The organism is Streptomyces decoyicus (assembly GCF_019880305.1).
GTDB lineage: Bacteria > Actinomycetota > Actinomycetes > Streptomycetales > Streptomycetaceae > Streptomyces > Streptomyces decoyicus.
In genome coordinates this window covers 3,681,749-3,694,125 of record NZ_CP082301.1, presented here as the reverse complement: position 1 = coordinate 3,694,125, position 12,377 = coordinate 3,681,749, and the positions used below count along the sequence as shown (strand labels likewise).

Genomic DNA, 12,377 nt, shown 5'->3' with positions numbered 1-12,377 from the left:
ACATCGCCGGGGAGGGTGGCAACGGTGCCTTGTGGAAGTGAAGTTGGTGTCACCGCGGCGTCCCGTCCCCGGCCCGGTCCCGTTCCCTGAATGCCGGGATGGCCGCCGACGATCGGCTCTACACTTCGTTCGTATTTCGGGCTCATGTTGCGGGATGCGAGGGGGCGGGCTGCGGTGAGCGAGGGGCGAACACTCGGCGAAGAGGATTTTCCGGCGGTGTTCCGGTCGGCGGATGCCGCTTCGATTTCGGGGCAGCGCCGCCATATGCGGGGCACGAAATGGCGGCTGTTACTGGCGATTGCGGCTGCCGTTTGCGCGGTATCGAGCAACCACGCCGCGGTCACGGTGGTGCTCCTGGCCTTCTTGGCGACCGTCTACTTGGAGGTGTGGATGCTCACGGAGCGGCCGGAGCGCGCCTGGTACGACGGGCGTGCCCTTGCGGAGTCGGCGAAGACGCTGTCCTGGCGGTACGCGGTGGCGGGCGAGCCGTTCCCGGCCACGCTGCCCGCGGACGCCGCGGACCGCAGATTCCACGAGCGGCTGGAGGTCCTGCTCAGGGAGGCGCCGGCCGACAGCATCGTGCCGGTGGGCTCCATGGCCGCCACCCAGGCCATGGGCGAGTTGCGCCGCAGCCCGTTCGCGTGCCGTAAGCAGGCGTATCTCGCCGGGCGCATCGTGGATCAGCAGCAGTGGTACGGAACCAAGGCGGCCGTGAACATCGCCCTGGCCCGTCGCTGGCGGATCGGCCTCATCGTTGTGGAGGGGCTCGGTGTGCTCGCCGCCGTGCTGCGCCTGCTGAAGGTCATCGACTTTGATCTGCCCGGTGTGCTCGCGGCCGTGCTGGGTGCCGGTGCCGCCTGGTTCGCGGTGCGGCAGTACGAGTCGCTCGGCCGTGCCTACACCTTCGCGGCCACCGAACTGAGCATCGTGCACCAGCGGCTGTCCGCGACCCATGAGGAGTCGGACTGGATGCAGGAGGTGGCCGACGCCGAGGAGGCGATCAGCCGCGAACACACGATGTGGCGGGCCTCCCGGGGAGCCGTGTAGCCGACTGCACCCGGGCGCCCGCCCTTGTCTGATGGAGCGTCAGGCGCGACGATGTGTCGTCGCGCGAGATGTGTGACGCATCGTCAGATTGCGGGAGGGCCTGTGGACGGCGTGCGCGGTGAGGTGTGGCGGCCGGAGGACGGGCGGCTGGTGTACGGGATGCAGTTGCCGGTGCAGTCGCAGAGCACTCTTTATGCGGAGAGCTGGGAGGCCGCGGCCGGGCCCGTCGACCTGGTGGCGATCGCACAGGCCGCCGACCGGTACGGGTTCGCGTATATCGCCTGCTGCGAGCACCTCGCGATTCCGCGGCGGCTGGCCGAGGCGATGGGCACCGTCTGGTACGACCCGGTCGCCACTCTTGCGCATCTGGCCGCCGTCACCGAGCGGGTGCGGCTGCTCAGCCATGTCGCGGTGGTCGGGCTGAAGCATCCGCTGGTCACGGCCAAGCAGTACGCGACGCTCGACCGGCTCTCCGGCGGGCGGCTGATTCTCGGGGTGGGGGCCGGGCACGTCACGGAGGAGTTCGAGGCGCTCGGGGTGGACTTCGAGCGGCGTGGGGCGGTGCTGGACGAGACGGTCGATGCGCTGAAGGCGGCACTGGGGCCGGAGGAGTTCCCGACGTTCGCGGGGGAGCGGTTCGCGTTCGAGGGGCTGGGGCAGGCGCCGCGGCCCGTGCAGACGCCGCGGCCGCCGGTCTGGGTGGGCGGCTCCTCGCCCGCCGCCGTACGCCGGGCCGCGGTGCGCGGCGACGGCTGGCTGCCGCAGGGGGACCGGCGGGCGGACCTGCCGGCGCAGATCGGGAAGCTGCGGAGGCTGCGGGAGGCGGCCGGTATCGACGAGCCCGCCGTGATCGGCACCATCGCCGAACCGCTGTACGTCGGCGAGCCGGGGTGGGAGGTCGGCCGGCGGACCCTGTCCGGGGCGCCGGAGCGGATCGCCGCGTCGTTGCGGGAGTACGCCGCGATGGGTGTCGCGCAGATCCAGGTGCGGTTCCGCTGCCGCAGCAGGAGCGAACTGACGGATCAGATGGCGGCGTTCGGGACGGATGTCGCGCCGTTGCTCAACGGCTGACGGCTGACGGCTGACGGCTGACGGCTGACGGCTGGACGGCTGAGGCTGACGGCTGACCCCTGGCGGCTCACAGCCGACGGGCCGGAGGGGCGGGAACGTACTCACCAGCAGAGGAGTGCAGGCATGGGCAAGCTCGACGGGCGGGTTGTGATCGTGACGGGTGCGGCGCGCGGGCAGGGTGAGCAGGAGGCGCGGCTGTTCGTCGCGGAGGGTGCGAAGGTCGTGCTGGGGGACGTGCTCGATGCGCAGGGCGAGGCGCTGGCCAAGGAGCTGGGGGAGGACCGGGCCCGCTTCGTCCATCTGGATGTGACGCAGGAGGCGGACTGGGAGGCCGCGGCGGTCGCGGCCAAGGACGCCTTCGGGAAGATCGACGGGCTGGTCAACAACGCCGGGATACTGCGCTTCAACGAGCTGGTGTCCACGCCGCTGGCGGAGTTCCAGCAGGTCGTGCAGGTCAACCAGGTCGGCTGCTTTCTGGGGATCCGTACGGTGGCGCCCGAGATAGAGGCGGCCGGTGGCGGCACGATCGTCAACACGGCCTCGTACACGGCGCTTACGGGCATGGCCTTCGTCGGTGCGTATGCCGCGACCAAGCATGCGGTCCTCGGGCTGACCCGGGTCGCCGCGGTGGAGCTGGCGAGCAAGAAGATCCGGGTCAACGCGGTGTGCCCGGGGGCGGTGGACACCCCGATGACCAACCCGGCCGCGCTCGATCCGGCCGCCGATCCCGCCGAGTCGAAGCGGGCCGTGGACGAGCTCTACCAGAAGCTGGTGCCGCTGGGCCGGATCGGGCAGCCGGAGGAGGTCGCCAAGCTGGCGCTCTTCCTGTCGTGCGAGGACTCGTCGTACATCACCGGGCAGCCGTTCGTCGTCGACGGCGGCTGGCTGGCGGGGGTCAGTGTTACCTGACGCTGCGTCAGGCAACCTCGGCGGCGGCTATTGACGCTCCCCGGGTGCGGTGGAACAGTCGGCACATCGAATCTGACGGTACGTCAGAAATGGCTGCATGGCTCAGGGGACGGTGAACCTCCTTGGAATTCGGGCTCTTTGTACAGGGATACGTGGGCAAGCGGGCCGAGACCGATCCGCTCGCGGAGCACAAGGCGCTGATGGAGGAGACCGAGTACGTCATCCAGGCGGACAAGTCCGGCTTCAAGTACGCCTGGGCGTCCGAGCACCACTTCCTGGAGGAGTACTCGCACCTCTCCGCCAATGACGTCTTCCTCGGCTATCTGGCCCATGCGACCGAGCGGATCCATCTGGGCTCGGGGATCTTCAACCCCCTCGCCCAGGTCAACCACCCGGTGAAGGTCGCCGAGAAGGTCGCCATGCTCGACCACCTCAGCGAGGGCCGCTTCGAGTTCGGCAGCGGACGCGGCGCCGGCAGCCACGAGATCCTGGGGTTCCTGCCGGGCATCACCGACATGAACCACACCAAGGAGATCTGGGAAGAGACCATCGCCGAGTTCCCGAAGATGTGGCTCCAGGAGGAGTACGTCGGGTTCCAGGGCAAACACTGGCAGCTGCCGCCGCGCAAGATCTTCCCCAAGCCGTACGGGGCCTCCCACCCGGCGATGTGGTACGCGGCCGGATCGCCCTCCTCGTACGCCATGGCGGCCAAGAAGGGCCTGGGTGTCCTCGGCTTCAGCGTGCAGAAGGTCTCCGACATGGAGTGGGTGCTGGAGCAGTACAAGACGGCGATCCGGGAGGCCGAGCCGGTCGGCGACTTCGTCAACGACAACGTGATGGTGACGTCGACGGCGATCTGTGCCGAGACGCATGACAAGGCGGTGGAGATCGCCGTCAACGGGGAGCTCAACTACCTCCAGTCGCTGGTCTTCCGCTACCACGACACCTTCCCGCGGCCCGACGGCATCCCCGAGTGGCCCGAGCTGCTGCCCGACTACACCGCCGAGATCATCGAGCTGCTGATCGCCGAGGAGCTGATGATCTGCGGCAACCCGGACGAGGTGCTCCAGCAGTGCAAGCGCTGGGACCGGGCCGGTGCCGACCAGCTGAGCTTCGGGCTGCCGATCGGGGTCTCGTACGAGGACACGATGAACACGGTCAAGCTCATCGGCGAACACGTGATCCCGAAGATCGACACGGATCCGGTGCACCGGACGACCCGGTTCCGCCAGGCCGCGGGCGGCTGAATCCGCGGCGCCAGGCCGCGGGGCCTGAACCCGCGGAGTTCCGCCTATCCGCCTAGGGGGAAGGGGGCACAGCCCGTGCTCGACCACCTGATCAAGGGCGCGACCGTTGTGGACGGGACGGGCGCGCCCTCGTACACCGCCGACGTCGGCATCCGCGACGGCCGTATCGCCGTCGTCGCCCCGCCCGGCACCGTCACCGAGGAGGCGGGGACGAGCGAGGACGCGGCCGGTCTCGTCCTCGCCCCCGGTTTCGTCGATCCGCACACCCACTACGACGCGCAGCTGTTCTGGGACCCGTACGCGACCCCCTCGCTCAACCACGGGGTGACGACCGTGGCGGGCGGCAACTGCGGTTTCACGCTCGCACCGCTGCACCCCGGGCGGCCCGCCGACGCCGACTACACCCGCCGGATGATGTCCAAGGTCGAGGGCATGTCCCTGGTGGCGCTCGAAGAGGGCGCGCCCTGGTCATGGAGCTCGTTCGGCGAGTACCTGGACGCGCTGGAGGGGCGGATCGCCGTCAACGCGGGCTTCATGGTGGGACATTGCGCGCTGCGGCGCTACGTCATGGGGGAGGACGCCGTCGGCGGGCAGCCGACGCCCGCACAGATGGAAGAGATGCTGGCGCTCTTCCATGAGGCGATGGAGGCCGGGGCGTGGGGCCTGTCCACCACGCAGTCCGCCACCCATTCCGACGGCGACGGAAAGCCGGTCGCCTCCCGGCATGCCCGGCCGGCGGAGCTGCTCGCGCTGTCGCGGGCCGTCGCCGCGCACGAGGGCACCCAGATCGAGGCGATCGTGGCGGGCTGCCTCGACCAGTTCAGCGACGAGGAGATCGAGCTGTTCGTGGCGATGAGTGCCGAGGCAGGCCGGCCGCTGAACTGGAACGTCCTGACGATCGACGCGGCGGTGCCCGAGCGGGTACCGAGGCAGCTGATCGCCAGCGAGCGGGCCCGGGAGGCCGGCGGCCGGATCGTGGCGCTGACGATGCCGATCCTCACCCCCATGAACATGTCCCTCGGCACCTTCTGCGCCCTGAACCTGATCCCCGGCTGGGGCGAGATCCTGGGCCTGCCGGTGCCCGAGCGGATCGCGAAGCTCCGCGACCCCGTCGTCCGGGCCGAGATGCTGCGGCGCGCGGAGAGCAAGGAGGCGGGGGTCTTCCGGCGGCTCGCCCACTTCGGCCGGTACGTCATCGGGGACACCTACTCCACGGCGAACGAGGGGCTGACCGGGCGCGTCGTGCAGGACATCGCGGCCGAGCGTGGCCAGGAGCCCTTCGCCTGCCTGATCGAGATCTGCGCCAACGACCAGCTGCGGACGGTCCTTTGGCCCATGCCCACCGACAACGACCCGGCCTCCTGGGCGCTGCGCGCGGAGACCTGGCAGCACGAGGACGTGCTGCTGGGCGGCTCGGACGCGGGCGCGCATCTGGACCGGATGTGCGGTGCGCCGTACACGACGCGCTTCCTCGGCGACTGTCTGCGGGGCAGGAAGCTGGTGGGTCTCGAGCAGGCCGTCAAGATGCTCACCGACGACCCCGCGCAGCTCTTCGGTCTGCGGGAGAGGGGACGTATCGAGGAGGGGTGGCATGCGGATCTCGTCCTCTTCGACCCGGAGCGGATCGACGCGGGCAAGGCCACGCTCGTGCACGATCTGCCGGGCGACAGCCCGCGCCTGGATTCCCGGGCGATCGGCATCAACGCGGTGTGGGTCAACGGTGTCGAGACGATCCGCGAGGACGTGGTGACCGGCGCGGTACCGGGGACGGTGCTGCGGTCGGGGCGGGACACGAGGACGGTGAGCACGAAGTGACGCCGGTGGGGCGGGGGTGCGGGCGTTGAGGCTGGTGGGGTGGGGTGTGGTGGAGACGTGGTGCGTGGTGGAGACGTGGTGCGTGAGGCGGGGCATGGGGGCGGTGAGGGGGAATTGATGTCCGTGGGGCGGCTGTTCATCGGTGGTGAGTGGGTCGAGCCCGACGGCGGCCACTACGAGGTCGTCGATCCGGCGACGGAAGAGGTCGTCGGGCTCGCGCCCGAGGCGAGCCGGGCGCAGGTCCACGAGGCGGCGGCCGCGGCGCGCGAGGCCTTCGGGGCCTGGTCCCGTACGTCGCCGCAGGAGCGCGCCGCGGTCCTCGACCGGGCCGCGGAGGTGATCCAGCGCGACTTCGCGGCGCATGCCGAGCTCGCTCGGGCGGAGAGCGGCGCCACGACCGCGACCGCGCGCGGGATGCAGGTCGCGGTGGGGGTGGCGCGCTTCCGGCGGTATGCGAAGGGGGCGCTGGAGCCGGTCGAGCAGGGGCTGCCGCCGCAGATCAACGAGGCGGGGCCGATGGGGAAGGCGGGGGTGCTGGGCGCGCTCGCCGCACGCCGGCCCGTCGGCGTCGTCACCTGCATCACCTCCTACAACAACCCGTGGGCCAACCCGGCGGGCAAGATCGCCCCGGCGCTGGCCATGGGCAACACCGTCGTCGTCAAGCCCGCTCCGCAGGACCCGCTGTCGGTGTACCGGATGGCGGCGGCGCTGGCGGAGGCGGGGGTGCCGCCGGGGGTGGTGAACGTCGTCAGCGGCGCTTCCGTGGCGGCCGGTGAGGCGGCCGTGGACTCGCCGGACGTGGACATGGTGAGCTTCACGGGCTCGACGGCCGTCGGGCAGCGCATCGCCGAGGTGTGCGGACGCGGGATGAAACGCCAGCTCATGGAGCTGGGCGGCAAGGGAGCCGCGGTGGTCTTCGACGACGCGGACCTGGACTCGGCGGTGGCCGGCATCGGCACGACGTACTCCTTCTACAGCGGGCAGATCTGCACGGCGCCGACGCGGGTGATCGTGCAGCGAGGGGTGTACGAGGCGCTGGTCGAGCGGCTCACGCGCTACATCGGGCAGCTCACGGTCGGCGACCCCCGGGCGCCGGGGACGGTGGTCGGGCCGGTGATCTCGGCCGCACACCGCGACCGGGTCGAGTCGTATGTGGAGCTGGGCAGAAAGGAGGGCGCACGGGTCGTGGCGGGCGGGGCGCGGCCGTCCGCTCCGGAGCGCGGCTTCTATGTGGCGCCGACGCTGCTCGCCGACTGCACCCCCGACATGCGGGTCGTACGGGAGGAGATCTTCGGTCCGGTCGTCGTGGTCGTGCCCTTCGACGACGAGGACGAAGGCGTGGCTCTCGCCAACGACAGCGACTACGGGCTCATCGACTACGTCTGGTCCGGTGATATCGCCCGCGCCTTCCGCGTGGCCGGGCAGCTGCGGGCCGGCGGGGTCGGGGTGAACACGGTCGGCCGGAACATGGAAGCGCCGTTCGGAGGCTTCAAGAAGAGCGGGGTGGGGCGCGACGTGGGCTCGTACGCGCTGCATGCGTACAGCGAGCTCCAGGCGATCGTCTGGCCGGGGTGAGGGCGGGACGCGGGCGGAGGCCGGAGGGCCGTCCTCGGGCGTGCGGAAGCCCGACGGGAAAATTTGGAACCGGCGCAAAACGGACAGTGCTGCGGTTCTCGCAATGCGAAAGATGTATGTCGAAGTCGTTAAGGCAAAGGTTGGACTCGGATTCTGTCTTTGCTTTGCGCGACTGATGGGTTTTCTGGCCTGTGGAATGAAGGAATGAAGTGCGGAGGATGATCTTCCGGATACGGATACAGCAGCGCTTAACGTCCTGTTCATGGTTCAGGTTGACCCCCGCCCCCAGGCCGGAGACACGGTAACGAGCGTCGGCGCTACCGGCAGTGACACCCGCAGCGGCGCCCCCGGTGGCACCCGCAGCAAGGGCCTCAGCGGCAACTCCGTGGGCCTGCTCGGCAGCGCGGTCATCGGCATCTCGACCGTCGCGCCCGTCTACTGCCTCACCTCCACGCTCGGCCCCACGGTCGGCGAGGTCGGGGTGCAGATGCCCGCGGTCTTCCTCGCGGGCTTCCTGCCGATGCTGCTGGTCGCCTTCGCCTACCGCGAGCTCAACAAGGCGGTCCCGGACTGCGGCACCTCCTTCACCTGGACGGTCAAGGCCTTCGGGCCGCGGGTCGGCTGGCTGTGCGGCTGGGGGCTGGTGATCGCGACGATCATCGTGCTCTCCAACCTGGCCGGCGTCGCCACCTCGTTCTTCTACCTGCTGCTCGGCGAAATCACCGGCAGCCAGGCCATCGCCGACCTGGACGGCAACAAGGCCGCCCACGTCCTGACCTGTCTGGCCTTCATCGCCGTCGCCACGGCCATCAGCTACCGCGGCATGACCGCCACCAAGGGTGTCCAGTACGCCCTGGTCGGGCTGCAACTCGCGGTGCTCGCCGTGTTCGTCGTGCTGGCCGTGATCAAGGCGCAGTCCGGCGACTTCGCCGGCTCCCTCGACTTCTCCTGGACCTGGCTCGACCCGTTCGCCGTCCAGTCGTTCTCCGCCTTCACGGCGGGCCTGTCGCTGTCGATCTTCATGTTCTGGGGCTGGGACGCCTGTCTCACCGTCAACGAGGAGACCGCCGGCAGCGCGAAGACGCCCGGCCGTGCCGCCCTGCTGGCGATGGTCGTGCTGATCGGTTCCTACCTGCTCACCGCCGTGGCCGCGCAGATGTTCTCCGGCGTCGGCGACAAGGGCGTGGGCCTCGGCAACCCGGACACCGCCGACAATGTCTTCGCCGCCCTCGCCGACCCCGTCATGGGCACCGTGCTCGGCGTGCTGCTCTTCGTCGCGGTCCTCGCCTCGGCCGCGGCCAGCCTCCAGACCACCTTCATCCCGGTGGCCCGTACGGTCCTCGCGATGAGCACGTACGAGGCGCTGCCGGCGTCCTTCGCCACGATCCATCCGCGGTTCCGTTCCCCGGGCAAGGCGACCGTCGCGGCCGGCGTCGCCACCGGTGTCTTCTACTCCGTGATGAGCTTCCTCAGCGAGAACGTCCTGATCGACACCATCTATGCGCTCGGCCTCATGATCTGCTTCTACTACGCGATCACGGCCTTCGCCTGCGCCTGGTTCTTCCGCCGCGAACTGCGGAACTCGGCTCGCGATCTGCTGTTCAAGGGCGTCTTCCCGGCCCTGGGCGGCGTCCTGCTCGCGGCCGTCTTCTTCAAGACCCTGATCGACATGTGGAACCCCGCCTACGGCTCGGGCAGTTCGGTCTTCGGCGTCGGCTCGGTGTTCGTCATCGGCGTCGGTCTGCTCCTCCTGGGCGTCGTGATCATGCTGGTGATGCAGCGCCGCAGCCCGGCCTTCTTCCGCGGCGGGGTGCTGACCCGGGCTACGCCGGCGTTGGTGGTGGAGGACTAGGGGGTGCCTCCTCCAGGCCACTAGGGGGTCTCTGTCCTGGGCCACTGGGGGTGTCTCCCCTGGGCAACTAGGGGGTGCCCCTCCTGGGCCGTCAGGAGGTGTCTCCCCCTGGGCCACCAGGGGTCTCTCCCTAGGTCCTGTCCGTGGGGCGCGTGGCGCGGGGCGCGTGGCGCGGGGCCGGTTCAAGGGCGGAGCACCAGCTTTCCCTTCGTGCGGCGGGCGAGCAGGTCCTCGTGTGCGTCGCGAGCCCGCGCGAGGTCGTACTCCGCGCCGACCAGCGGCCGCAGGCGTCCCCGCGCCGTGAGGTCGAGCAGTTCCTCAAGTGCCGGGCCGCCGAGTCCGTTTCGGGCAATGAGCGGGATGAGCCAGAAGCCGGCGACGGCGATGCTCTCCACCGCGAGTCGTTCCGGCGTGAGGGCCGAGGCCGCCTTCCGGGACGAGGCGCCGTAGGTGACCAGGCGCCCGAGGTAACCGAGTGTGTCCACTGCGGCGTCGAGGACCGGACCGCCTATGGCGTCCAGGATGATGTCGACCGGGCGGCCCTGGTTGGCGTCGAGAATCCGCTCCTTGTAGCCCTCCGCCTCGCCGTCGATTGCCGCGTCCGCGCCGAGTTCGAGGGCAAAGGCGCGCTTCTCGTCGGACGACGCCGTGGCGATGATGCGTCCGGCCCCGAACTCCCTGGCCAGTTGGACGGCGAGACTGCCCGTCCCGCCCGCGGCGGCATGGACCACGACGCTCTCACCGGGCCGCACGCGGGCGACCGACCGCAGCACATGCCACGCCGTCAGACCCTGCACGAGCAGAGCCAGCGCCGCGCCCGCGCTCACGCCCGATGGCATGGTGACCAGATCGCGGTCGGCGACAACCGTCTTGGCGGCGTAGCCACCCTGCTGGACGTAGCCGAGTACCCGCCTGCCGTTCGTGGTCCGGCCGACGACCTCCATGCCGGGGATGTGCGGCAACGGGCCCTTCGGCGCATACGGACCGTCGGTGTGCTCGCCCGCCATGTGCTTGATGTCGCCGAAGTTGACGCCCGCGGCCTCCACTTCGACCAGGGTCTCGCCCGGCCCCGCCACCGGGTCCGGCACCTCGGCCTCCGCCAGGACTTCCGGATCACCGAACCGCTCGAACTGCATGGCACGCATGAACGCCCCTCCCAGGCTTGATCATGTTTCCGCGACTGGGCATGACTCGCGCGGCTGACGATGTTTCCCGCGACCGATCCTGCTTCCCGAGACCGATCAGACTTTCCAGCAACTGAGCATGCTCCCCGCGGCTGGTCAGACTTCCCCGCGGCTGGTCAGACTTCCCCGTGACGGATCATGCTTCCTCGCGACCGAGCAGGATGCCCGGCGACCGAGCAGAATGCCCCCCGGCCGAGCAGGGTTCCCTGTCAAGGTACGTCGGCGCCCGGCGATCACAGGGGCATCTCGCGGCGCTGCACGGCGAACGCCACCGGGGACGTTCGCTCACGGGTCAGGCATGGCCCACGCGGTCTGCCACGGCCTCCGGCATCGCCACGCGATCTGCGTCGACGGCCGGACGGTGGTCGTGCGGAACCGCCGGGGTCGTTTGCCGGACCTTCGCGGGCCTGCCGCTGTCGGGCAGGCCCGTAGGCCGGTCGTCGATGTCGATGAATCGGCTTATCCAGCCCGCGTGTTCAGTCGATCGTCAGCACCGCCTTTCCACGGATCTCGCGGTTGATGAGGGCGGTGGCGGTCTCGCCGGCCTGTGTCCAGTCCGCCACCCGGTCCACGCTCGACTGAAGGCGGCCCTCGGCGACGAGGCGCACGAGATGGGCCAGATCGGGCCCGGTGTTGCCGCCCGCCTGAATGCCGATCAGCTTCAGTCGGCCGATGACCAGTTGGTACGGCTGGATCGGGGTCGGCTCGGACGAGGTGGCGCCGATGGAGATGACCGTGCCGTCGGGGGAGACCCGGCCGAGCAGCTCACCGAGCAGGGAGCCGCCGACGTTGTCCAGCACCACATCCACCGTCCCGTCGAGATCGGCCGCACCGGTCAGGACGTGGTCCGCGCCGAGCGCGGCCAGGCCGGCACCGCGTGCCGGACTGCCGACGAACGCAAACACCTCGGCACCGGCCTGGTGCGCGAGCTGAACGGCGAAGCGTCCCACGCCGCCGGAAGCGCCGGTGATGGCGACGTGCTGTCCGGGCAGCACTCCGGCCGTACGGAGCGCGCGCAGTGCCGTCAGCCCGGCCACGGGGAGGGCGGCGGCCGTGGTGGAGTCCACCGAGTCGGGCAGCACGGCGAGTTCATCGACCGGGACGGCGCGCAGCTCGGCCCACCCGGCGTTCCAGCCCCAGGTGATGACGCGGTCGCCGGGCTTGGGGCCGCGGCCACTGGCGGCGGCACGCTCGACCACGCCGGCGGCGTCCCAGCCCGGGACGGTGCCCTCGATGTCGTCGTCGGACTTGGGCAGCTCGCCGTAGTTCAGCGATATCGCGCTGATCTTGACCAGTACCTCGTCGGGCCCGGGGACGGGATCGGCGACGTCACCCAGGGACAGACGGCCAGGTACGGAGTGATCGACAACGAGGGCGCGCATCGGAATTCTCCCTAAGAGGTTCGGCACAGACGCTGATGCTCCAGGTAACCGGTGGGTGACTCCGGTTATTCCGTCGGCGCGGCGAGTGCCTGGGTGTCTCTGGGTGCTCAGGCGTCTGGGGGCCTGAATGCTTGAGGGCTGAGGGCTGAGGGCTGAGGGCTGAGGGCTGAGGGTTGAGGGTTAAGGGTTGAGGGAGGGCTGAGGGCTGAGTGGCAGGTGCTGGCCGGGCGGTGGCTGTTCGGCCCCCGCCGAGCCCCGCCCTTGACCCTTCGCCGTGCCTCGGTCCTTGTAGCCC

General features: G+C 70.2%; 9 protein-coding genes. 7 read left to right on the top strand and 2 right to left on the bottom strand.

The features are described from left to right. Positions 1 to 144 precede the first annotated feature (144 nt). The 7 genes from K7C20_RS16050 to K7C20_RS16020 all read left to right on the top strand — a co-directional run bounded on the left by K7C20_RS16050 (position 145) and on the right by K7C20_RS16020 (position 9,516). Positions 145 to 1,047 (top strand): DUF4231 domain-containing protein, encoded by a 903-nt coding sequence (locus K7C20_RS16050; RefSeq protein WP_053210179.1) that lies wholly within the window; start codon positions 145 to 147, stop codon positions 1,045 to 1,047. Between the two features lie 159 nt (positions 1,048 to 1,206). Further along, complete coding sequence (locus K7C20_RS16045) at positions 1,207 to 2,118, top strand: LLM class F420-dependent oxidoreductase (protein ID WP_053210187.1); 912 nt, start codon at positions 1,207 to 1,209, stop codon at positions 2,116 to 2,118. A gap of 123 nt (positions 2,119 to 2,241) precedes the next feature. After that, on the top strand, positions 2,242 to 3,027 hold the full coding sequence (locus tag K7C20_RS16040) for an SDR family NAD(P)-dependent oxidoreductase (protein WP_030080587.1): 786 nt from the start codon (positions 2,242 to 2,244) through the stop codon (positions 3,025 to 3,027). Positions 3,028 to 3,149: 122 nt separating this feature from the next. Beyond that, a complete protein-coding gene (locus K7C20_RS16035) occupies positions 3,150 to 4,274 on the top strand; it encodes an LLM class flavin-dependent oxidoreductase (protein ID WP_030080589.1) in 1,125 nt (374 codons plus the stop codon). 75 nt (positions 4,275 to 4,349) lie between these two features. Then, on the top strand, positions 4,350 to 6,089 hold the full coding sequence (locus K7C20_RS16030; protein WP_030080591.1) for an N-acyl-D-amino-acid deacylase family protein: 1,740 nt from the start codon (positions 4,350 to 4,352) through the stop codon (positions 6,087 to 6,089). A gap of 117 nt (positions 6,090 to 6,206) precedes the next feature. After that, complete coding sequence (locus tag K7C20_RS16025; protein ID WP_030080593.1) at positions 6,207 to 7,664, top strand: aldehyde dehydrogenase family protein; 1,458 nt, start codon at positions 6,207 to 6,209, stop codon at positions 7,662 to 7,664. A gap of 262 nt (positions 7,665 to 7,926) precedes the next feature. Continuing rightward, positions 7,927 to 9,516, top strand: coding sequence for an APC family permease (locus K7C20_RS16020; protein ID WP_030080595.1), 1,590 nt, complete (start codon positions 7,927 to 7,929; stop codon positions 9,514 to 9,516). A 182-nt stretch (positions 9,517 to 9,698) separates the two neighbouring features. Here K7C20_RS16020 and K7C20_RS16015 read toward each other — a convergent pair whose 3' ends face one another. Both K7C20_RS16015 and K7C20_RS16010 read right to left on the bottom strand, forming a co-directional pair. Continuing rightward, a complete protein-coding gene (locus tag K7C20_RS16015) occupies positions 9,699 to 10,661 on the bottom strand; it encodes a quinone oxidoreductase family protein (protein ID WP_030080597.1) in 963 nt (320 codons plus the stop codon). A 515-nt stretch (positions 10,662 to 11,176) separates the two neighbouring features. Beyond that, positions 11,177 to 12,082 carry a zinc-binding dehydrogenase gene (locus tag K7C20_RS16010; protein ID WP_030080599.1) on the bottom strand — a complete coding sequence of 302 codons (906 nt, stop codon included), beginning with the start codon at positions 12,080 to 12,082 and terminating at the stop codon, positions 11,177 to 11,179. Positions 12,083 to 12,377: the final 295 nt, after the last annotated feature.